The organism is Nonomuraea sp. NPDC003727, assembly GCF_053586935.1.
Window position 1 is genome coordinate 356019 of sequence record NZ_JBSFNE010000005.1, and the last position, 21066, is coordinate 377084.

A 21066-nucleotide genomic window follows, 5' to 3' on the forward strand; every position below is an offset into this window, starting at 1 on the left:
AAGCCCGCAGCACACGCACATGCAAGTCGTCCATCCGCGACCCCCGTCGGCATGACCCCGTGCACGTGCCCCGATGCTACATTCGCCGCGGGGCCGCTCATAGGTGTTCATGCCGAGAAAGTCGCCGCATTCAGCTCGCGAATACGGCAGGCAGCGAAGACATTCCGATTTCCGGAATTCGGATGAACCGCATCCTCGCGTGCCTGCCCTCGTCCCGTTTCGTCAGTCGACCTCGTACACGATCGTGTATTCGGCGCCGTTCAAATGGTCGAACTTCTCGACCTGGATCCCGGCACCGGCCTCGCTAGAGCTGACCACGACGCTGCCCAGGAAGTCGTCGTTGCTGCCCTTGTCCACGTCGAACAGCTCCATCGTGGCCGTGCTGGAGAATTCGAACGTCGTCCCCGTGAGGATCTCCGTGTCGCCCTTGCCCATCTTGCCGGGCCCGAACTTGCTCACCCCGTTGATGAACAGCTGCGGCTCGTCCTCGCCGACGCTGTCCTGCTTCTTGTTGCAGGTCAGGGAGATGAGCTCGATGGTGTACGTCGCGGCGGTCGCCGCGGTCGCCGACGCCGCCGGCAGCAGCGTCGCGCCCGCCAGCGCGGCGATGGCGACCGGCAGCGCCGCCCATCGAAGAATTCCGTTCATCGCTTTTCCTTTCCCCCTCGGGCACGCGCCCGGGTGCTTTTTCGGAACAGCACCAGTGCATCCGAAAGAGCCGGCGAGGTCTGTCTCGCCGGATACACAGCGATGGTGTTCTTCGATACAGTCGGCCGGCCGGAAAAGGCGGCCGTCGTCCGAAAAGCCGTTGTCCGAGGAGTGGCGCGCTAGCTGTCACGAACCGTTCGGCGTCGTCGATCCACGGATGGTGTCCCACGCCCGGCTGGACGACGACCTCGGCGTTCGCGAAGGCGGGGGTCGCGCGCTGCGTGGGTCAGGTGCTGCGTGGGTCAGGTGCGGGCGGGGGCAGGGGTGGGACGGCGGTCGCGGCGCAGGCCGTACAGGGCGAGGAGCAGGCCGGCGCCGGTGAGGAGCGCGCCCACGAGGTAGATCGAGCGCAGCCCGGGACCGCCGCTGATCACCTGTCCGCCGAGCCAGCCCGCGAAGGCGGCGGCGACCTGGAAACCCGAGGCGTTGACCGCCACGGCGAGGGTCGGGGCCGTGCCGGCCGTGGTCAGGACGCGGGTCTGCATGCCCGGGATGATCGCGAACGCCAGCACGCCGATGGCGAGGGTCATGATCGCCGCGGCCACCTGGTTGCCGCTGACCAGCCAGAACAGTGCCAGCGTGCCCGCCAGGACAGCCAGCAGCCCGGCCTGGGCGGCATTGGGTTGGCTGCGTCGAGACATCAAGTCGTTGCTCCTTCCGCGTCAGCCAACGACCGGCGCATACCGGCGAACGAGAGAAGACTGGAACCCTGCGTGAAACCCGCTGCGCACGCGAAGGGGACGCCCGTGAACGAATTACTTGACGTCATCGCCACCTGGTTCGACGGCCATTCAACCACCAGCATGGTGGTGTGGGGGTGGCCCATGCTGGTGTGGGGCCGCGTGGGGAAGGTCATGCTGTACTTCGCCGCGCTGTCCATCGTTCTGGACCTCCTCGACCCCGAAAAGCTGCGGGATCGGGGCGGCGGATTGAAGGTCCGCGCTACAGACGCCCTCTCCCGTGCCCGGCTTAGGTTGTCTCAAGCTGGCGTGGCCGGCCTCTCCACGAGTATCCGGGGGCACTTCATGTCCACCTCCCCAGGCGTCTCCCATGACCAGTGGGGGATAACCGGCCAGCGCGGCGACCGCCACAGCGCTGTGTACAGTCGTCCGGATTACGTCCCCCGCGCGCTGGGTTGCTCGCTTGAGGAGTACCAGGCATTCCATCGAAGCGTCATCGCAGAGCTGGCCGGCGTCCACTCATGCGACGGCGAACACGACGGTCTGTGCTCAGCACAGCGTGGTCACATTCAAGCGCGGATCGACTCGTTCCTGACGGAGCACGTGCCCAGTGATCGGCGCCGGTACGTGGAGGCGATCCGGAGCTGGCTGCTCGCCAAAGCAGCGTGGTGGGCGCTGATGGGCGCGGCCGAGATACTCCTTGGCGCGCTCCTGCATCGCGCTCGGCCGCTGCATGTGTTCCGCTGGGCGGCGTTCGCCCTGGTCCTGATCGGCGGACCGCTCGACATGCTCGCCGCATGACGGCCAGTAAGGGGTCCAGCCCGTGATCACCGAATCGGAATGTTCATCAGGCACAGCGGGTAGGCGCCCCACGCCGGGCATCACTTCGACTGAGTCAGGACAGGCGCCATCGGTGCGAGTGCCCAGGACCACCAGTCCGCCGCGGCCGACCGACCGACGACACCACCGCCCGCGTAGCCGGGGTGGCCCGCCGGCGACGTCGGCGCCAGCCGAGCCCATCTCACTGTGAGGACCCGCCTTCACCCAGCAGCAGGAGAGCTACACAGCGAGCCTGCTGGCCGACCAGTTCGGCGAGCTGGAGGTGACCGACGACGACGCCGAGCGCATCGAGGCCGCGCTCATGCGCGTCATCACCACGGCGGGGCAGGCCGGGGCGCTGACCATCGGCCTGCAGCGTGAGACCCGAGAACGCGGCGTGCCCGCACTGCAACGTGCTCACTAACGCTGAGTGGGCGCGCCCGTCCGATGGGATGGGCGCGTCGACCTGCCGCCAACTCGCCGACAAGATCGAGAGAGCGATATTTTTAAAGCACTTGGACAATCGAGGTAGAGTGCTAAATGACTGCACTTTCGGATCTGGATCCGAGAGCGTATGACGCGGGAGGGCCCCGCGGTGGGTAGGTTCGCGAATTCCGTTTCCCACCACGAGACCCTCGGCGGAGCGGCCCGGCTACAAGCCGGGCCCTTTTCCGTTCAGGAGCCAGTCCGCGGCGACGAGCACCGCCCGCGCGCCGAGCATGACCAGATCCCAGAATGGAGGAGGCGCTGGCGGTGCTGCGGGAGTCAGTTGCTGCCGGTGAAGAGAACGCCTCCTTTATGTTGGCCTTTCAACTGGCCAGGCTGGGCCGGGCGGCAGAGTTGCGAGAGCTAGCTGACGCCGGTAACAGAGACGCCCCCTGGCTGTTGGCCAAGCTGCTGGACCGGCAGGGTCAAGAGGAGGAGGCGCTGGCGGTATGGCGGGAGCTGGTTGGCGCCGGTGACGAGAACGCCTCTTGGGAGTTGGCCGCCCTGTTGGCCAGGCTTGGCCGGGAGGAGGAGGCGCTGGCGATGTGGCGGGATCGGGAAGCCGCCGGTGACAGCGACGCTTCCTGGCGAGTAGCCGCTCTGCTGGCCGAGCCGGGTGGAGGAGTTGTGGGAGCGAACCCAAGCTGGTGATAGGGACGCCGCCCAAGGGCTGATCAAAACGTTGCACAGGCTAGGCCGGGTGGAGGAGGCCAAGCGGCTCCGCCACCACGGCCTGGACGCGGCCCTCGGAGTGTGAAGGAACGGAAACGTACGCTAAGCCGGTTCGCCCAGCCCACCGAGGGTGCGTGATCGTCTTCAGGTAGAGAGCGCTGGCGTACGTTTCCGTTCCATCGCACCGGGGGTTCTGGAATTCGCTAACACGGCTTCAGCCCCACCGAGCGCCACAGAGCCGCTGACCGACATCCGCCCCTTGACCACGTGCACGGGCGCGTACGCGTCCAGCACGGACGGCACGCTCACGTCGCCCGCGTGCAGGATCGCGTCCTGCGCCGCGCAGCCGGTCGGCCACCGGAGGCGGGCACGACCTCCAGCGGCGCGGCGCGTGCGTGTCGGACAGCACCACGACGTTCATGGGTTGCCCCTACCCGTCAGCCGGCTGCCTGCCACTGCCCCTGGTACGGCTGTCCCTGGTACGTCGTGGCGGTCAGAGGATCACGCCTTCCTTCATCACCAGCGTGCGCGGCGGGTGGACGACGACCGCCTCGGCCGCCCCGCCCGCGGGGACCACGACCAGGTCCGCCCGGTCGCCCGGGGCCAGGCCGTATCCGGACAGGCCGAGCGCGCGGGCTCCGCCGTACGTCGCCGCCTCCAGCGCGAGCTCGATGTCCTCGTCGCGCCTGAACGTGCTCCGGTAGGCCAGGTGCATCGCCCGCTCCAGCATGTCGCCCGAGCCGTACGGCCCCCACAGGTCGCGGATGCCGTCATGGCCGCACGCGACCGTGACCCCGGCCGCGCGCAGGACCTTCACCGCGGGGACGGGGAAGCTGTAGACGGCCGCCGTCGCGATCGTCACGCCCGCCGCCGCGAGCTTCTCTGCCAGACGGCCCTGCTGGGTCTCGTCGGCCTGGCCCATGGCGTAGGCGTGGCTGACCGTGACCCTGCCGCCCAGCCCGGTGACCGCGGTGCGCTCGGCGATCAGCTCCAGCTCCCACATGCCCAGCGAGCCGCCGTCGTGCAGGTGGATGTCGATGTGCGCGCCGTACGCCTCGGCGAGCCCGAAGACGACGTCGAGGTGACGGACGGGGTCGCGGTCGATACCGGCGGGGTCGAGGCCGCCGATGGCCTCGACGCCGCTCTTGAGTGCCTCCTCCAGCAGGGCGGCGGTGCCGGGGTTGGTCAGCAGGCCGTGCTGGGGGAAGGCGACCTGCGTCACGCTGACGCGGTCGCTCAGCGCCTCGGCGGCCTGCCGTACCGCCTCGACGCCGCGCAGCCCGACGGCGGGGTCGACGTCGGTGTGGGTGCGCACGTGCGTGGTGCCGAACGCGCTCATCCGCTCCAGCAGGGCGATGACGCGCTCGACGCTCGGCACCCCCAGCTCCGCCCTGCGGCCCAGATCGTTGGACATGCGCCCGGCCAGCGTGTCGTCGGCCGAGTGCGGCACCCACGGCCCGCCGTACAGGGTCTTGTCAAGGTGGCAGTGCGCCTCGACGAGACCGGGCAGCACCAGCTGGCCCGAGACGTCGACCACGCGCGCCCCCGGTGCGTCGGCCGCCGCACCGATCCCGGCGATGACGCCGTCGCGGACCAGGACGTCGGCCGGCTCGTCGAGACCCCAGGGGCGGCCGCCGCGGAGGAGGGTGTCAGTCATGGCAGCACCCTAGTGTTCCTGGTTCGGAAATCTCGCTCTTACCTGGAGCTTCCGCCCGGCCTGGGGACGTGCCGTCGGAGCCCGCGAGGTAGTGGTGCAGGTGGCTGTCGCCAAGCAACAGCTGGGGGAGGTGCGTGGGCAGCTCACCGCCGCCCAGGCCGCGGCGCAGACCGCCAACCAGCAGGCCGCGGCCGCCGAAGCCCGAGCCGCCGATCTGCTGCAGACCCTGCGAGACCAGCGCACCTGAGAGGGGAGCCGTTGCCGCGTCAATACGCTCTTGACAGCTGGCGTGCGCGCGAGGCCACTTCGCTCAGCGCGCTCGCAGGTTCGGGCTGCCCCGCGCCGACTTCGGCAAGCCGCTGCGCAAGCGGTTCCTGGCGCCGCTCGGCCTGCTGGCCGGGTTCGTCGACGCCACGGGCGGCGGCGGGTGGGGCCCGGTCGGCACGCCCGCCATCCTCGCGAGCGGCCGGCTGGAGCCGCGCAAGGTGATCGGCTCGGTCGACACCAGCGAGTTCCTTGTCGCCCTCGCGGCCAGCACCGGTTTCCTCGTCGGGATCGGCTCGCAGAACATCGACTTCACCTGGGTCGGCGTCCTGCTGCTCGGCGGCATCCTCGCCGCGCCCATCGCCGCCTGGCTGGTACGGCACATCCCGCCGCGCATCCTCGGCTCGGCCGTGGGCGGCGTCATCATCCTCACCAACCTGCGCACGCTGCTGCGCAGCGACTGGATCGCCGCTCCCGGGGGTGTGCAGACCGTCGCCTACCTGGCCATCGCGCTGATCTGGGCCGGGGCGATCACGCACTCGGTTCGCGCCTACCGCAGGGACAAGGCCGCCACGCTGGTCGAGTCGCTCGAGGTCGAGCTGCGGCCGCGCGAGAGCGAGCCGGAGACCGCGCGCACGCCCGCCTGACCGTCCGACGGGTCGGCCTGATCGTCCGACGGGGCCGGCCTGATCGTCCGACGGGGCCGGCCTGACCGCCCGACGGGCCGGTCTGATCGTCTGAGGGGCCGGTGTGATCGTCTGAGGGGTCGGCCTGGCCGCCCGACCCGGCCTGGCCGCCCGACCCGGCCTGGCCGCCCGACCCGGCCTGGCCGCCCGACCCGGCCTGATCGTCTGAGGGGTCGGCCTGACCGCCGCCGGGCCGCGCGGGCACCGGGCTTGGCGATTGCCCGGTCCTGGATGAGGTGAGACATCGGAACGGATTCCGGTTCCCGCCTGGTGATCAGGCGTCCCCGGCCCGACGGCAGGGGCGGCACGATGTATCGCACACTCCTCGCGAGCGCGACCGCCGCCGCCCGGCTCGGCGTCCTCGGCACCTCGCCGGCGGCCGGGGCGGAACGGCAGCCTCGCCGCTCCCTGAGACGGGGAGCTGGGCGCGCGCACCTCGGGGCGGATCGTCGGCGCCGACGGCGTGGGCGACCCGTTCGACGACACGGAGGGCCGTGAGATCGACGGCGGTTTCACGCGGTCGGCGGCAGGACCTGGGGGAGCCGTCCCGTTCGTCAAGCCGGAGCCCGGGGCGAGTGCTGTGCCACGGGCCGGGTGAGCGTGGCCCCGAACCCCTACGTCCCGACGCGACCGCGGACCTGGTTCGGCCTGCTCATCGGCACACCCGGCTACTCGAACATGGTCACGTACATCGACGAGGTCGTCTCCGGCCCCTACCGGCCCTGACCTTCCCACACGCGGCGGGCGACAAGGCCGGTACCCCCACTGGTGGCTCCGCCGTGTGGTTCGCTCGTGCTAAATTTTGGCCAAGTGGTCAGAAATTGAGCTGACCGGCCAGAGTTGGGCCCCGCAAGGAGACGGAATGAGACTCGAACTTCGGCCACCCCGGCACCAGGTCGACCCGCGAGCGGTCCGATGGTGGACGACCCAGGCGCTGGTCCCCGTCGTGCCACCGGTTCTCGTGCTGGGCCTGCTGGCGTTACTGATCCCGCCCGCCCGGGCGTGGCTCCTGCTGTCGCTGGCCGTGGTGGCGGTGCCCGGCGTGGCGTACGCGGCGATCATGCCGCGCCGGCGCTACCGCGTGCACCGGTGGGAGACGACCGAGGACGCGGTCTACGCGGCCTCCGGCTGGGTGTGGTACAAGGCGCGGGTGGCGCCGATGTCGCGCATCCAGACCGTCGACACCGTGCGGGGGCCGCTGCAGCAGATCTTCAAGCTGTCCGGGGTGAAGGTCACCACGGCCTCGGCGGCGGGCTCGATCACCATCCAGGGGCTCGACCACGTGCTAGCCGCCGACCTCGTCGAGCGGCTCACGGCCAGGACGCAGGCCGTCCCCGGGGACGCGACGTGACCGGGCGTGACATGACCGGGCGTGACGTGACCGGGCGGGATGTGCAGGACGCAGGCCGTCCCGGGGGACGCGACGTGACCGCGCGCGACGTGACCGCTCGCGACATGACCCGGCGCGAGACGACCGGGCACGACATGGTAGGGCGGGACATCACAGGGCGGGACGTGACCGGGCGTGGCGCGGAGGGGCGTGACGTGTCCGGCGGGTGGGAGCGGCTCGACCGGCGGACGGTGGGGACCGGGCTCGGCTGGGTGATCGGCCCGGCGATCCCCGCGACGGCCGTCGTCGCCCTCGCGGGGCCGAGCCCGCGGACGGTCATCTCGCTCGTCGCCCTGCTGGCGGTCTTCGCCGGCATCGCGGTGCTCGTCACGCTCCGGTACGCCACCACCCGGTTCCGCGTCACCGACGAGCGGGTCGAGCTGCGCGCCGGGCTGCTGTTCAGGCGGCACCGCTCGATCCCGCGCGACCGCGTCAGGGCCGTCGACCTCACGGCCGGGCCCGCGCACCGGCTGTTCGGCCTGGCGGTGGTGCGCGTCGACGCGGGCGAGCAGCAGGCGGGGCTCCGTCTCGACGCGATCGCCGGGCCCAGGGCCGAGCACCTGCGTCGGCTGCTGCTCGGCGGGGGGACGGCGGCGCAGCGGGACAACACGCTCGCGGCCCTGCGCCCGCGCTGGATCGGGTTCGCGCTGCTGAGCAGCTGGACGCCGCTCATCGGGCTGGCCCCGTTCGGCGCCTTCTTCCGCGTGCTGGACATCTTCGGAGTCGAGCCCTCCGAGGTCGGGTTCCTGCGTGACGCCTGGGCCGCGGCGAGCACGACCTCGCCGGCGCTGCTGGTCGTGGCGGCGGTCGTGACCGTGACGGTGATCGGGCTGGTGGGCGCGCTGGCCCTGTACGTGGAGGTGTGGTGGCGCTTCCGCTTGTCGCGCGAGTCCGACGGCGCCTACCGGGTACGGCGCGGCCTGCTCACCACGCGGTCGCTGTCGCTGGAGGAGAGCCGGTTGCGCGGGGTCGAGCTGGCCGAGCCGGTGCCGCTGCGTTGGGGCGGCGGCGCCAGGCTGCGCGCGCTGGTCGCCGGCATGAAGCCCGACGACAGCGAGGAGCGGACGTCGGCCGCGCTGCTGCCGCCCGCGCCCCGGGTGACCGCGCTGCGGGTGGCCGCGCAGGTTCTCGGCGGGCCCGCGCTGGAGGTGCCGCTGCGCCCCCATCCGCGGGCGGCGCTGCGGCGGCGGCTGCTGCGGGCGGTCTGGCCGCTCGTGCCGGCGGCGCTCGCGCTGGCCGGGCTCGGGGCGTGGCTGAGCTGGGTTCCCGGCGCGCTGTGGCTGCTCGCTCCCGCGTGCGCGCTGGTGACCGTGCCGCTGGCCGTCGGCGCCTATCGCAGCCTCGGGCACGGGCTGGCCGGGCCGTACCTGGTGACCCGGTACGGCACGGCGCTGCGCAGGACGGTGGCGCTGCGCAGGGACGGGGTGATCGGCTGGACGTTCGGCACGTCGCCGGCGCAGCGGCGCAGGGGGTTGATGACGCTGACGGCGGCGACGGCGGCGGGGGCGTACCGGGTGAAGGACGTCGGCGTGGGGGAGGGCGTGGTGTTCGCCGAGGAGGCGGTTCCCGGGCTCCTGGCTCCCTTCCTCATCTCCAGCGCCTCCCCGCCGGCGCCGCCGCGTTCATGAATGAGACGGGCGCGCGGCGACGAGGACCAGCGCGCCACCGCCCGCCGGGCGACCGCGACGACCAGCGCACCACCGTCCGTCGGGCGCGGCGATCCGCATGCGACCGTCCGTCGGTCGCAGCGCCCCCGCATGCGACCGTCCGTCGGGCACGGCGGCGGGCATGCCACCGTTCGGCGTGCGTGGCGGCGGGCAGCGCGCCGCCGTCCCCGGCGCGCGGCGTGCCGGCCCGGACGGCTCAGAAGAGGCGCTGGCAGCCGTAACCGGTGATCCCCGTGGGCGTGTCGGCCTCCCCTGAGGTGCACAGGATGATGCGGGTCAGCTGGAACGGCGACCAGACGGCGAACGGTTCGAGGATCGGCCCCTGGGCGGGCGCGCCGTCGGTGCCCTGGCAGTAGGCGCCGGTCAGCGTGCCGTCCTCGCCGAGGTTCACGATGACACAGGTGTAGGTGGGGGTCGCGGCGGCGTGGGCGGGCGAGACGGGGCCGAAGAGAGCGAGGAGGGCGAAGCCGAGCAGGGCGACAATGATCTTCACGGAAGATTCCTTCCCGAGAGAGTGATCAAGCGGGTGGAGTCATGGTCAACGACCCCATGTCGGCAATGTAGTATTCGCTCGATCACGCAGCGTAGTCGCCACGAGGGGGAGTGCTCAGGTCATCGGCCAGGCGTCCTGATCGGCCAGGCTGAGCACCAGCGCGGCGATGTTCCACGCGTCGTCCTCGCCGCGATGGTGGCGTCCCTCCAGGGGAAGTCCCGCGATCCGCAGGGCCTCGGCCATCCCCGGCCGCTTGCGCAGCCCGTGCGCCTCGGTGAAGACCGCCTTGGCGTTGGTGTGACGGCGACTGAAGGGGTAGGCCGCGCCGGTGGCCGCGCACTGCCGGGTGAACTGGTGGCGGTCGTAGTCGCCCCAGCTCGCCCACGGCCGCGACCCCGCCGCGTGCTCGGCCGCCAGCATCCTGCACGCCTCGGCGAAACCCGCTCCCGTCTCGACCTCGGCCTGGGTGAGCCCGGTCAGGTCAGTGCAGAAGGCGCTGACCGTGGACCGTGCCGGCCGTACGAGGATGCGGTGGCGGGAGCGGCGCTCACGCGTGCGGAGGTCGACGACGGTCAGCCCGATCTCGATGATCTCGCTGACCGATCCCGGCGGCGGCCGGCCGTCCCAGCAGGTGGCCTCGACGTCGACGACGTTCAGTTCCATGTCGGCGAGCGTAGAGAGGCCACAGGGCCGGGGTCATCTCAGTTTCGGCCGAGCACCGGGTAGTTGCTGCGGAAGACGCCGTCGGGGTCGTGGCGGCGCTTGATGTCGCGCAGCCGGGCGAGGGTCTCGGCGGGGAAGGCGGCCTCGGCGCTCTCTCCGGGCGACAGGAACGTGAACGGCTTGTGCCCGCCCTCGATGATCTCCCGCTGCCGGTCCTCGACGCCGGGCATGCCGAACAGGTACAGCAGGTAGGGGTCGTCGAGCTGTCCCGCGGCGCTGTCGGACGGCCGCGCGAGGGCCCCGCCCAGGTGCCTGATCTGCACGCCGATCAGCGGGTCGATGGGCATGAGCCGGTCCAGGATCCCGTCGAGCTCGCTGATCAGCTGGGCCCTGGACGCGCCGGGGGAGGGGTCGGTCGGCTCGCCGGTGATGTCGCCGAGCGCGGCGACCGGCATCCGGCCGCGGGTGTCGGACAGCGCTCCGCCGATCCGGTCGAGCGGCGCGAGCAGCCGGCTCGCGTCCTGCCCGAGGTAGGTGGAGTCCACCGCGACGAGCGGCGGGGCGCCGGGGAACCGCAGCAGCTCGAACCAGAGGGTCAGCTCGTCCGGCGCGGTCGCGGTGATCTCCCTGAAGGCCGCCAGGACCTCGGGGGCGCGGGAGGCCGGCCACAGGACGCGCCCGCCGTACAGGTCGGGAGCGGGGTGGAGGTCGAACTCGATGGCGGTGACCAGAGCGAAGTCGCCGCCTCCGCCGCGCAGCGCCCAGAACAGCTCGTCGTCGCGGGTGACGGTGGCGCGCCGTCCCTCGGCGTCGACGACGTCGAAGGAGCGGACGCTGGAGGAGGCCCAGCCGTGCGCGCGGGAGAACCAGGACAGGCCGCCACCCAGGGTGTACCCGGTGACGGTCACCACGGGGGAGCTGCCCGGCAGGCCGGTCAGGCCGTGCGGGCCGGCCGCCGCCTGCACCTGGCCCCACGCGACGCCGGCGCCGGCACGCGCGGTCCTGGCCGGCACGTCGATCTCCAGGGTGGACAGCCCGCGGGTACGCAGCAGCAGCACGCCGTCGACGTCGCCGCTCGCGCCGTGCCCGCTCGGCTGGGCCGCCACCGCCAGCCCCTGCTTGCGGGCCAGCTTGACGGCGTCGGCCACGTCGTCGGCGTCGTGCACCTCGGCGACCGCGCTGACGGGCTGGTCGACGGCCAGGTTCCAGGGGCGGGTCGCCTGCTCGAAGCCTGCGTCCCCGGGGAGGAGAAGGTTCACCATCAGCCACCGTTCGCGATGTCAGATATCCAGGATCGTGTCATGGGACGATCAGGTCCGCAGGTTCGCGAACCACGATCGGGTGCCTGCGGGTGTCGCGGGGTAACGCGCCTCGACGGTCTGCCTGATGTCGGCCAGCGTCTGGCTCGCCAGCTCGTGCCGCCAGGCCAGCTCCGCCCTGCGCATCGCCTGCGCGATCACGCAGGACTCCCGGTAGTCGACGTGCGGGCTGCCGCCGGGGCCCTGGCGCAGGATCTGCTCACACCTGAACGCCTCGTCCGCGCCTTCGATCGCGGTCACCACGTCCATCAGCGTGATCCGGTCGAGGGGACGGGCCAGCCGGAACCCGCCCTTGGGGCCCGACGTCGAGCTGAGGATGCCCGCCCGCGCCAGCGCCTGCAACTGCTTGTTGAGGTACGCCGTGGGGAGGCCGTAGAAGGCGGCCAGCTTGGCCGCCGTCATCGCCTCGCCCGTCTCTATCCACGAGAGGTTGAGGCAGCTGTGGAGCGCCCACTCGACGCCCTCGCTCATCCGCATATCCTGGATATTACACGTCTAGAATTGAGATCGCCATGGTCGCGCCCCACGAATCCGGCCGGACCACGCTGAACCCCATGGCCTGATAGAAGGCGAACGCTCCGGCGTTGCCCGCGCCCACCCCGAGGTGCAGGCCCGGCACCTCCCGGGCCCGCAGCTCGTCGAGCAGCGTCCGCATCAGCCGCCGGCCGAGACCCGCCCCCTGCCCCCTCGGCAGGACGTCGATGTGCAGATGGGCGGGGTAGCGGTCGTAGAGCTCGTCGGGTGTCGGCCTGGCGTCGTGGATACGCTTCACGCACCACCAGTCGAGCGTGCCGTCGCCGGGGTCGGCGGCCATCGTGCGCGGATAGCGGGCCCGCAGGCCGGGCCACCAGTGCTCCTCCAGCCAGTGCTGGAAGGCCGGGGTGTCGGCGGTGGCGATGATGTAGCCCAGCACGCCCCGCCGGTCCACGGCGACGAAGCTCAGGCCGGGATCGGCGGCAGGATAGGGGCCCGCGTAGATGTGGGCGAGCAGGTCGGGGTCGTGGTAGAGCGCGGTGGCGTCCTTGCCCGAGTCTCCCGTCTGGAGACACACGCGGTACATGCCCGGCAGATCGTACGGCTGGAACGGTCGAATCTCCGCCATCTGGCTCATCCCCCTCGCGCACAGTAGCGATTGCGCGAACGTACCAGGCACCGCCCGCCGTACCGCCGAGCGCACCCCCGGCGCAGGCCCGCCGGTTACGTTCGGGAGACCCTGACGTCGCCGTCGACGCTCCTGGCCACGATGGTCCTCTCACTTCCCTTGCCCGCGTCCTTGAACTCCGCATCGGTACGGCCGTTGCGGCTCTCCGCGGTGATCCCGTACTCGCCCTCCGGCACGGTCACCACCACCCCGCCCTCGCGTGACAGGGCGTCGACCCTGCCCGGCGGGGCGGCGAACTGCACCCGGACGGCGCCGTCACGCGAGTGGGCCCGCACGTCGGCCGACCGGGTGGCTCTCGACCTGATCAGCCCCTCGCTCGTGCGCAGCCGCAGCACACCCGACAGGCCGTCGGCGAGGATGTCGCCGCCGGTGGTGGCGACCGTGACGTCCTGGTCCAGGCCGGACAGCGTCACCCGCTCGTCCCCTCCCTCGACCAGGAGCTTCACCCCCGGCGGCAGGTGCACGGTGTAGCGGGCGCCGCAGGTGGCGAAGAAGACCGTACAGTCGGTGCGCAGCGACAGCTGGCCGTTCTCCAGCGCCCACGTGGACTTGCCCGGCTCACCGGCGGAGCCCTGCAGCCACCTGTCGACCTTCACCCCCGAGGCGTCGCCGGGGACCACGCGCAGATCGCCCACCCTCGCCTTGACGGTGAGCGTGCCTCCCGGGTGAGGGAAGGTCGTGGCCTGGTGCCGTTCTGTCGTGTCGAGCTGGAGTCCGCAGGCGGTCAGAGTGACGAGGCCCACCGCGGCCAGTGCGATCATCCGCTTCATGAAGCCGATCGTGGCGCCGATCGGCGGCGCTGCTATCGGCCATGTGGACGATCCGCCATCGGCCGATCGTCCCTACCTGTGGAGCGCGGACAGCAGCTTCTCGACGGGGGAGAGGGGATCGTCGCCGACGGGGCGGAGCACGACGGTGCTCGCGCCGGCCGCCCACAGCGCCCTGACCGCCGCGGCGGCCTGGGCGGGGGAGCCGTCGGCGGCGAAGACCTCGGCCCTGTCGACCTCCAGGAAGCTCGCCACCTCCTCGCGGATCCCGTCCAGCCCGGCCGGGTCGTCGACGCACAGGTGGGTGAAGACGATCAGCTCGTGCTCGCCCGCCGCGCAGATACGCTCCAGTGCCGGACCGATCGCCTCGGGGCCGAAACCCTCGGGCAGGATCGTGCCCTGCGCCACCCGGCCCGACAGGGCCAGCGAGCGAGGGCTCTTCACGCCTGCCACGACCGGCGGGACGACGGCGGGCGGGTGCACCAGCCGTACCTCGTCGAGACGGACGGACCTGCCGTCCATGGTCACGCTCTCGCCGCGCAGCAGCCCGCGCACCGCGGTGATCGTCTCCTCCAGCAGCGCCAGCGGCGAGGGGGCGGCGGCGCCGACCTGGCGCATCCACTCCTGCACGCCGTGCCCGACGCCGCCGACGAAGCGCCCGGGGAACATCCTGGCCAGGTTGGCGAACTCCATCGCCAGCAGCATCGGGTTGCGCAGCGGGGCCGGCGCGATGCCGAGGCCGACGCGCAGCCGCGAGGTACTGGCGAGCGCGGCGGCGGCCGAGGTGAGGCCGCCCGTCCAGCCGAGGTCCTCCACCACCCAGAGGTCGTCCACCCTGGAGTCGAGCGCCTGCGCGAACGGGACGAGCCGCTCGGGCGGCAGGTCGCGGTCGAACATCACGCCAAGCCTCATCAGGCCATCCTCCGACGGTCGGGGCCGCGCCTCAGCCTGGCGCGCGAGCGTCGCCGATGCTAGTGAACGCTCTCAGCCGGCGGCAAGGTCACGCCGCCAGCGCCTGCCGCGCCTCGTCGATCGAGTCGGTCACCTCGAAATGCCGGTCCAGGTTGGTGATCGTCAGCAGGTGGGGGATCATCCCGTCGCCCACGATCAGCATCAGCCTGCCGCGCTGCTGCCGGACCCTGGTCAGCGTCGAGACCAGCAGCCCGAGACCGACCGAGTCGCAGAACGGCACCTGGCTCAGGTCGATGGCCAGGTGCGGCTGTTCCATGGTGGCGAGCATGGCAGCGAGCACGGTGTCGATCTCGGCTCTCATCCGGGGGACCGTCGTCAGATCCAGATCCCCGACCGCCTGGAGGAGTGCGAACCGACCGTCCGTCCAGGACCTGACCACCATTTCAGACACCTCCGCTCATGCGGTCTTCCCCTGCCCACAATGGACGGGAGCTATGCCCCCTTTTTGCAGATGTTCTCCCTTGCCGTGCGGGTGTCCGGGGTACTCTCCGGCGACGGCGACACGGACGGCGTGGTGGCCGACGCGGGCTTGCGGATCTTCGGCTGGTCCCGCCCGGCCACGACCTCGATGCCCTTGATGTCGCTCTCCTTGAGCTCGGCGCCCGGAATCGCCGCGGCCACCGTCTTCGCCGCCTCGGCCTGGTCGGGCGCGTACCGTACGACCGTGGTCGCGAAGTCCTTGCGCGGGGTGTTGCCCGGCTCGTCCGGCACCTTGAACCCGTAGGCGACCAGCCCCGCCTTGGTGCGCGCGCCGAGCCCGGTGATGAGCGTGCCGTTCAGCACCCTGACCGTGATGTCCTTGGCCGGTACGGCCCGCGTGCTCGGCGTGGGCGGTGGCTTCGGCGCGGGCTTGGCCAGGTCCTGGTCGGCGGCGATGCGGCGGAACAGCTCGGTGGCCCGCTCCTTGTCCCACAGCACGGCCGACTCGCCGGTCGGCGTCTTGAAGTCGACGTCGGCCAGCGGCACGTGGGCGAACTTCACGTCGTTGAGGGAGACACCCTTGAGCTGCTCGACCAGCGGCACGAGCCCGTCGTCGGGATCGACCTTGATCGTGGCGAGCGAGGCGTTGACGAAGGAGATCAGGTTGGCCGGGTTGGCCAGCGCCTCGCTGAGCATCGCCGAGATGACCTGCTGCTGGCGGTCGATGCGGTCGAGGTCGGAACGGGCGGTCGCCCTGGTGCGGGCGTAGCCGAGCGCCTTCGCGCCGTCGAGCCGGTGGGTGCCCGCCGCCAGGTCGAGCCCGGTCTTGGGGTCGTCGATCGGCACCGGCGTGCAGACGGTCACGCCGCCGAGCCGGTCGACGACGTCGACGAAGCCCAGGACGTTCACCTCGATGTACCGGGTGATCGGCAGCCCCGTCACCTGCTGCACCGCCTTGACGGCCAGCTTGGCGCCGCCGAACTGGTAGGCTGAGTTGATCTTGTGCTGGCCCTTGCCGGGGATCGTGGTCCAGGTGTCGCGCGGCAGGCTCACCACCGTCACCCTGCGGTGGTCCTCCGACAGGTGGATCACCATCATCGTGTCGGTGCGCTCGCCCGACTCGCGGCCCAGCTTGAGCCGGTTCTGCTCCTTGCGGGTCAGGTCGTCGCGCTTGTCGACGCCGACCAGCAGGATGTTCATCGCGCCGCGAGGGGCCTGCTCGACCGCGCCGAGACCCGCGTCGACCGAGCCGATCTGCCGGGGCGTGGCCCACACCCAGCCGGTGCCGGCCAGGATGACGCTCGACAGGCCGCCCGCGATGATCAGATTGCGCCGCCGCGCCCGCGCCCCGCGACCCGGCCTGCGCGGCGTGCGACGGGGCGCCAGCCTGACACCCCCGGGGGCGTCACCGCCCACGTGCACACCCGCGTCATCCTCCTCCGGGTCGCGCATGCCCGCCCCCTCCAAGCGCCGCCGGAATCGGGCTTTGGATTGCCCTCCTCCCCTGGTCGTACAGTAGCGTGAGGCCCGCCATGAAGCAGTTCCCCGACTCGCCCGCGCAGCCCGCGTTCCCGCAGACGCGCGCCTGGCCGCCGATCTCCGTCGTGATGCCGATCCTCAACGAGGAGCGTCACCTGCGCGAGGCCGTCGCCCAGATCCTCGCCCAGGCCTACCCAGGCCCCATCGAAGTGGTGCTCGCCGTCGGCCCCTCCCACGACCGCACCCAGGAGGTCGCCGACGCCATCGCGGCGGCCGACCCCAGGGTGACCGTGGTGGCCAACCCGACCGGCCGCACCCCCAACGCGCTCAACGCGGCCATCGCCGCCTCCAGACACGCGATCATCGCCAGGGTCGACGGGCACGCCATGCTGCCCGACGACTACCTCAGGGTGGCGGTCGAGACGCTGGAGGAGACCGGCGCCGACAACGTCGGCGGGGTCATGGCGGCCGAGGGCATCACGCCCTTCGAGCAGGCCGTCGCCCGCGCGATGACCTCCAAGATCGGCGTCGGCGCCGCCGCCTTCCACGTGGGCGGTACGGCCGGGCCGGCCGACACCGTCTACCTCGGCGTGTTCCGGCGCAGCGCCCTCGACCGCGTCGGCGGCTACGACGAGCACTTCCAGCGCGCCCAGGACTGGGAGATGAACCACCGCATCCGCGCGACGGGCGGCCTGGTGTGGTTCCAGCCGCGCATGCGCGTCACCTACCGGCCGCGGCCCAACCTCAGAGCGCTGGCCCAGCAGTACTTCCACTACGGGCGCTGGCGGCGCGTGGTGGCCCGCACCCACGAGGGCACGATCAACCTGCGCTACCTGGCCCCGCCGGCGGCGGTGGTGGCGATGGCGCTGGGGCTGCTGGTCTCGCCGTTCTTCCCGCTGGGCCTGGTCATCCCCGGCGGCTACGCGCTGGCGATCGTCGCGGGGTCGGTGCTGACCGGCAGCGGGCTGCCGGGACGGGCCAGGGCGGTGCTGCCGCTGGTGTACGCGGCGATGCACCTGTCGTGGGGCTGGGGGTTCCTGACGAGCCCCCGCGAGCTGTCCCGCCCCCAGCACTGAGCACGTTCCCCGGGGGCCCGCTCGCGGGCCCCCTCTGACGCCGCGCGCCTCCGGGCCGCCTGACGTCGCGCGGCTCGGGCTCGCCGGCGCCGGTCCGAGCCGCCTGACGTCGCGCGGCTTCGGCTCGCCGGCGCCGGTCCGGGCCGCCTGGCGTCGCGCGGCTTCGGCTCGCCGGCGCCGGTCCGAGCCGCCGTCAGACGTCGATCACCTGACCGGTGCGGTCGGTGGCCAGCAGGTCGACGGCGATCCCCGGGGCGTCCGTGCCCGCGGTCGCGACGCAGTTCACCGCGATCCCGTCCGGCGCCCACTCCTCGGCCAGGCCCCGCGACAGCTCGGCCACCGCGGCGGCCGCCGACCGGGCGACCCCCTCGCCCGTCAGGCGCGACGAGGTGAGCAGCAGCAGCCGCCCGCCGGAGTCGCGCAGGTGCGGGTGCGCGGCCCTGGCCACGCCCACCGCCTCCAGGTAGGCGTCCCCTGCCGCCGCCAGCCGGTCGCCTGGCCGTACGGGGGCGGCGTGGACCACGCAGTCGACCCTCCCCGCCTCCGCCAGCGCCGCGGAGACGGCCGCGTGGCCGCCCGCGGACGGCAGATGGAGCACCCGCGCGGCCCCGTGCGCCCGCGCCAGCTCGGCCACGCCCGCCCCGATCCCCCGGTCGCCGCCGGCGACCACCACCGTCCTGCCCTCCAGCGCCGTCGCGGACGCCCGTGGCACGGGCGCGGCGGCCAGCCGGAACAGCGTGTCCGCGACCTGGAGGTCGAGCGGGTGGGTCACCTTGATGTTGCGCTCGCTGCCCTCCACCACCACGATCGGCACCTCGGGCAGGTAGCGCAGCACCACCCCGCAGTCGTCCGTCGGCGGCCGGTCGCCGAAGCCGGGATCGGCGAAGGCGCGCTCGTAGGCCGCTCTGATCACCGACAGCCGGAAGCCCTGCGGTGTCTGCACGCGCCGCAGCCGTGCCCGCTCCGGCACCTCGCGCACGACGTCGCCGCGCGGCCCCGGCTCCACCACGACGACGGTGTCCGAGCTCGGGATCGCCACCTCGACCGCGCTGTCATGCTCCAGCGCCTCGACGCACGCGGTGATGATGCGGGGCTCCAGCAGCGGCCGTACCGCGTCGTGCAGGAGCACGTCGCACTCCTCCGGGCCCAGCGCGTCGAGCGCCCGCCACGTGGTCTCGGTGCGGGAGGCGCCGCCCTCGAGCACCTTGCTCACCTTGGCGAAGCCGCGGGCGGCCACCAGCTTCTCGACCTCGGCGGTGAATCCCGGCGTCATCAGCACGACGACCTCGTCGATCTCGGGCGCGGCGTCGAACACGGCGAGCGTGTGCTCGATGATCGACCTTCCGGCGACCGTGACGAGCTGCTTGGGGGTGTCGAGCCCGACCCGCTGCCCCACGCCGCCCGCCAGGAGCACTCCGACGACCCGCAGTCGAGATTCCATATGGCGAGCGTAACGGTCTCTTCCGACACGGGCGTGGCCCGTGAATTGCCGTCATCCGATCGCTACGCTGGGCAACGCACTCCTCGTGTCCGAAGGAGAACTGCGCGTGCCAGAATCCACGACCGCCAGAACAGGCGTCACGGCCGCGGCCGTGGTGCTCGCCACGACCCCCGCCGCCCACCTGTCATGCGCGGACGGCACCCTGCTCGACCGGATCAACGACCAGCTCGTGCTGCTGCCGGTGCGCGACGTGCACCTGGTGCCGCAGGGCGGCGGCCTGGGCGCCGACCTGCGCGGCGTGGCCAAGATCGCGCGGATCTGCACCGGACCGGTCGTCCTGCTGACCGCCGACCTCGTCGCGCACACCGAGGCGCTCGCCCTGCTCATGGAGCACCCCGCCCGGGGCACGGGCGCGCTGGTCAGCTCGGACGCCACGGTGGGGCCGCTGCGCCCGCCCGTCAGGACGGCCGGCAACAGGGTCGTCGCCGCCGGAAGCTCCTTCCACACCGTGCCGGACGCGAACGCCACGTTCCGAGGCGTGCTCCAGGTGAGCGAGGCCGATCTCGCCACCCTGGCCGACGTCGCCGACGAGCTGGCCGAGCTGGCCGAGACCGGACGGTTCGGCCCCGTGAGCCCCATCGAGGCCGTCGACCTGCTGCTGGTCGGGCTGGTGCGGTCAGGGCTGCCGGTGCGGGCGGCGCAGATCGGACGGCTGCACGCCGACCGCGTGGCCGCGCAGTTCGCCGCCGACCTGGCCGTGAGCAGGCTGGCCGACGTCGACGAGACCCAGGTACGGCTCGACGCCGCGGTCAAGAGCGAGGACGGCTTCTTCACCACCTACTTCGTCAGCTCCTGGTCCCCCCACCTGGTCCGCCTGGCGGTGCGCCTGGGGCTGACGCCCAACGCGGTGACCGGCATCTCGGTGGGCCTGGCGGTGCTGGCGGCCGTGTGGTTCTCGGCGGGCACCAGGAACGCCCAGGTCGTCGGCGCCGTGCTGCTCCTGCTGTCGTTCGTGCTCGACTGCGTCGACGGCCAGCTCGCCCGCTTCACCAGGGGGTTCACGCCGCTGGGCGCATGGGCCGACGGCATGGGCGACCGGTTCAAGGAGTACGCGGTCTACGTCGGCCTCGCCGTCGGCTACACCGCGGGGCTCGAGGCGGGCGACGGCGGCCCCGACGGGATCTGGCGGCTGGCCGTGGCGGCCATGATCCTCCAGACGCTCCGCCACATGGTGGACTTCTCGTTCAAGGGGGCGCTGGCCGACGCCAGGCGGATCGGCGCCGCCTGGAGCAGGTCGCGCCGGTCGCTGCTGGAGTCCGTCGACGCCGAGCGCGTCGCGGTGCCGGCGCAGGGCGTGCGCGGCCTGGTGCGGCGCATGGACCGCCAGTCGCTCACCCGATGGGCCAAGAAGGTGATCGTCCTGCCGATCGGCGAGCGGATGGCGCTGATCGCGGTCACCGCCGCGCTGTTCAACGCGAAGGTCACGTTCACGGCGCTGCTCGCCTGGGGTGCTCTCGCGCTCTTCTACCAGCTCCTGGGCAGGCTCATGAGGTCGACCGGATGATCTCCGTACAGATGGTTCCCGTTCCGCGCAGCCTGGTCGTGGCCTACCGCGACGACGGTCTGCTCTCGCGCGGCATGGGCGCGCTCGTGGCCGGGCAGCTGCCGCCGCTGCCGCCCGCGGTCGCCGGCGCGTTCGTCATCGGCATCCTGCTGCTGGTCGGGGTGGGCGGCACCGACGGGCTGGCGGTGTTCGCGCCCGCCGTGACGCTGCTGCTGTCCGGGCCGGGCAGCTCCCACCCGCACGACGGCAGGCTCGACTGGCTGGTGCCGCCGATCCTGCGGCTGACGGAGTACGTCTTCATCGCCTCGGTGTGCTTCGGCCACGACGTCCACCCGCTGATCGTCTTCATGCTGCTCGGCGCGATGGCCTTCCACCACTACGACGTGGTCTACCGGATACGGCAGCACGTCTACCCGCCGTCGTGGCTGTCGACCGCGGGCCTGGGATGGGACGGCAGGATGCTGGTCGTGGCGGCGGGCGCCCTCGTCGGCCAGGTGACCGCGGTGTGCGTGCTGCTGGCCCTGTACCTGTGGTGCCTGTTCGGGTGGGAGTCGCTGACGTGCTGGCTGGCCGCGCCGCGTTCCGGGCTGGATGCGGCCGATACGGGAACTCCGGACTAAGTGCGGATGACACGATCAGGGCCTCGAGGGAACTAACCTTTGGGGTCTTACATAGTCATGC

General features: G+C 72.2%; 24 protein-coding genes. 11 read left to right on the forward strand and 13 right to left on the reverse strand.

Annotation, left to right across the window (positions count from 1 at the left end):
• Window positions 1-222 precede the first annotated feature (222 nt).
• A complete protein-coding gene (locus ACWDLG_RS15820) occupies window positions 223-648 on the reverse strand; it encodes a hypothetical protein (RefSeq protein ID WP_449920328.1) in 426 nt (141 codons plus the stop codon).
• A 302-nt stretch (window positions 649-950) separates the two neighbouring features.
• Entirely contained in the window at window positions 951-1349 is a 399-nt protein-coding gene (locus ACWDLG_RS15825) for a hypothetical protein (protein WP_449920331.1), read from the reverse strand.
• Window positions 1350-1454: 105 nt separating this feature from the next.
• Between ACWDLG_RS15825 and ACWDLG_RS15830 the strand changes: the two genes are divergently transcribed.
• From ACWDLG_RS15830 to ACWDLG_RS15840, 3 genes are all read left to right on the forward strand, one after another.
• A complete protein-coding gene (locus ACWDLG_RS15830; RefSeq protein ID WP_449920333.1) occupies window positions 1455-2189 on the forward strand; it encodes a hypothetical protein in 735 nt (244 codons plus the stop codon).
• A 301-nt stretch (window positions 2190-2490) separates the two neighbouring features.
• Window positions 2491-2631: a hypothetical protein gene (locus ACWDLG_RS15835; protein ID WP_449920335.1), complete on the forward strand. Its 141-nt coding sequence runs from the start codon at window positions 2491-2493 to the stop codon at window positions 2629-2631.
• Window positions 2632-2942: 311 nt separating this feature from the next.
• A complete protein-coding gene (locus tag ACWDLG_RS15840) occupies window positions 2943-3344 on the forward strand; it encodes a hypothetical protein (protein ID WP_449920337.1) in 402 nt (133 codons plus the stop codon).
• A 514-nt stretch (window positions 3345-3858) separates the two neighbouring features.
• Here ACWDLG_RS15840 and ACWDLG_RS15845 read toward each other — a convergent pair.
• Window positions 3859-5022, reverse strand: coding sequence for an amidohydrolase (locus tag ACWDLG_RS15845; protein WP_449920340.1), 1164 nt, complete (start codon window positions 5020-5022; stop codon window positions 3859-3861).
• 94 nt (window positions 5023-5116) lie between these two features.
• Between ACWDLG_RS15845 and ACWDLG_RS15850 the strand changes: the two genes are divergently transcribed.
• The 5 genes from ACWDLG_RS15850 (at window position 5117) to ACWDLG_RS15870 (ending at window position 8990) form a co-directional block, all read left to right on the forward strand.
• Window positions 5117-5269: a hypothetical protein gene (locus tag ACWDLG_RS15850; protein ID WP_449920341.1), complete on the forward strand. Its 153-nt coding sequence runs from the start codon at window positions 5117-5119 to the stop codon at window positions 5267-5269.
• A gap of 145 nt (window positions 5270-5414) precedes the next feature.
• On the forward strand, window positions 5415-5933 hold the full coding sequence (locus tag ACWDLG_RS15855; RefSeq protein ID WP_449920579.1) for a TSUP family transporter: 519 nt from the start codon (window positions 5415-5417) through the stop codon (window positions 5931-5933).
• 633 nt (window positions 5934-6566) lie between these two features.
• Window positions 6567-6698, forward strand: a complete 132-nt coding sequence (locus ACWDLG_RS15860) for a hypothetical protein (protein ID WP_449920343.1) — start codon at window positions 6567-6569, stop codon at window positions 6696-6698.
• A gap of 136 nt (window positions 6699-6834) precedes the next feature.
• On the forward strand, window positions 6835-7323 hold the full coding sequence (locus tag ACWDLG_RS15865; protein WP_354906064.1) for a PH domain-containing protein: 489 nt from the start codon (window positions 6835-6837) through the stop codon (window positions 7321-7323).
• The gene (locus ACWDLG_RS15870) at window positions 7320-8990 is read left to right on the forward strand and encodes a PH domain-containing protein (RefSeq protein WP_449920347.1); all 1671 of its coding nucleotides are present in this window, start codon (window positions 7320-7322) and stop codon (window positions 8988-8990) included. The genes ACWDLG_RS15865 and ACWDLG_RS15870 overlap by 4 nt, the downstream gene beginning before the upstream one ends.
• Before the next feature lie 235 nt (window positions 8991-9225).
• On the opposite strand, the gene ACWDLG_RS15875 is transcribed toward ACWDLG_RS15870, so the two are convergent.
• The 9 genes from ACWDLG_RS15875 to ACWDLG_RS15915 form a co-directional block, all read right to left on the reverse strand.
• A complete protein-coding gene (locus ACWDLG_RS15875; RefSeq protein ID WP_354906060.1) occupies window positions 9226-9522 on the reverse strand; it encodes a hypothetical protein in 297 nt (98 codons plus the stop codon).
• 114 nt (window positions 9523-9636) lie between these two features.
• Window positions 9637-10185: an exonuclease domain-containing protein gene (locus ACWDLG_RS15880; RefSeq protein ID WP_449920351.1), complete on the reverse strand. Its 549-nt coding sequence runs from the start codon at window positions 10183-10185 to the stop codon at window positions 9637-9639.
• Window positions 10186-10223: 38 nt separating this feature from the next.
• Window positions 10224-11447: an FAD-binding oxidoreductase gene (locus ACWDLG_RS15885; protein ID WP_449920354.1), complete on the reverse strand. Its 1224-nt coding sequence runs from the start codon at window positions 11445-11447 to the stop codon at window positions 10224-10226.
• 48 nt (window positions 11448-11495) lie between these two features.
• Window positions 11496-11975 (reverse strand): RrF2 family transcriptional regulator, encoded by a 480-nt coding sequence (locus ACWDLG_RS15890; RefSeq protein ID WP_449920356.1) that lies wholly within the window; start codon window positions 11973-11975, stop codon window positions 11496-11498.
• Window positions 11976-11991: 16 nt separating this feature from the next.
• Window positions 11992-12606 carry a GNAT family N-acetyltransferase gene (locus ACWDLG_RS15895; RefSeq protein ID WP_449920358.1) on the reverse strand — a complete coding sequence of 205 codons (615 nt, stop codon included), beginning with the start codon at window positions 12604-12606 and terminating at the stop codon, window positions 11992-11994.
• Between the two features lie 95 nt (window positions 12607-12701).
• Window positions 12702-13436 (reverse strand): DUF4097 family beta strand repeat-containing protein, encoded by a 735-nt coding sequence (locus tag ACWDLG_RS15900; RefSeq protein WP_449920361.1) that lies wholly within the window; start codon window positions 13434-13436, stop codon window positions 12702-12704.
• Window positions 13437-13508: 72 nt separating this feature from the next.
• Entirely contained in the window at window positions 13509-14345 is an 837-nt protein-coding gene (locus ACWDLG_RS15905; protein WP_449920364.1) for an LLM class flavin-dependent oxidoreductase, read from the reverse strand.
• An 88-nt stretch (window positions 14346-14433) separates the two neighbouring features.
• Window positions 14434-14787 carry an STAS domain-containing protein gene (locus tag ACWDLG_RS15910; RefSeq protein WP_354906047.1) on the reverse strand — a complete coding sequence of 118 codons (354 nt, stop codon included), beginning with the start codon at window positions 14785-14787 and terminating at the stop codon, window positions 14434-14436.
• 50 nt (window positions 14788-14837) lie between these two features.
• Window positions 14838-16277: an LCP family protein gene (locus tag ACWDLG_RS15915; protein ID WP_449920367.1), complete on the reverse strand. Its 1440-nt coding sequence runs from the start codon at window positions 16275-16277 to the stop codon at window positions 14838-14840.
• Window positions 16278-16357: 80 nt separating this feature from the next.
• Here ACWDLG_RS15915 and ACWDLG_RS15920 point away from each other — a divergent pair, with 80 nt between their 5' ends.
• Window positions 16358-17380 carry a glycosyltransferase family 2 protein gene (locus ACWDLG_RS15920; RefSeq protein ID WP_449920370.1) on the forward strand — a complete coding sequence of 341 codons (1023 nt, stop codon included), beginning with the start codon at window positions 16358-16360 and terminating at the stop codon, window positions 17378-17380.
• Window positions 17381-17573: 193 nt separating this feature from the next.
• On the opposite strand, the gene ACWDLG_RS15925 is transcribed toward ACWDLG_RS15920, so the two are convergent.
• A complete protein-coding gene (locus ACWDLG_RS15925) occupies window positions 17574-18821 on the reverse strand; it encodes a 2-C-methyl-D-erythritol 4-phosphate cytidylyltransferase (protein ID WP_449920372.1) in 1248 nt (415 codons plus the stop codon).
• Window positions 18822-18927: 106 nt separating this feature from the next.
• On the opposite strand from ACWDLG_RS15925, the gene ACWDLG_RS15930 reads away from it, so the two are divergent.
• Window positions 18928-20385 carry a CDP-alcohol phosphatidyltransferase family protein gene (locus ACWDLG_RS15930; protein ID WP_449920375.1) on the forward strand — a complete coding sequence of 486 codons (1458 nt, stop codon included), beginning with the start codon at window positions 18928-18930 and terminating at the stop codon, window positions 20383-20385.
• Window positions 20382-21005: a DUF5941 domain-containing protein gene (locus tag ACWDLG_RS15935; RefSeq protein ID WP_449920378.1), complete on the forward strand. Its 624-nt coding sequence runs from the start codon at window positions 20382-20384 to the stop codon at window positions 21003-21005. Before ACWDLG_RS15930 ends, ACWDLG_RS15935 begins: the two co-directional genes overlap by 4 nt.
• The last annotated feature ends 61 nt before the right edge of the window (window positions 21006-21066 follow it).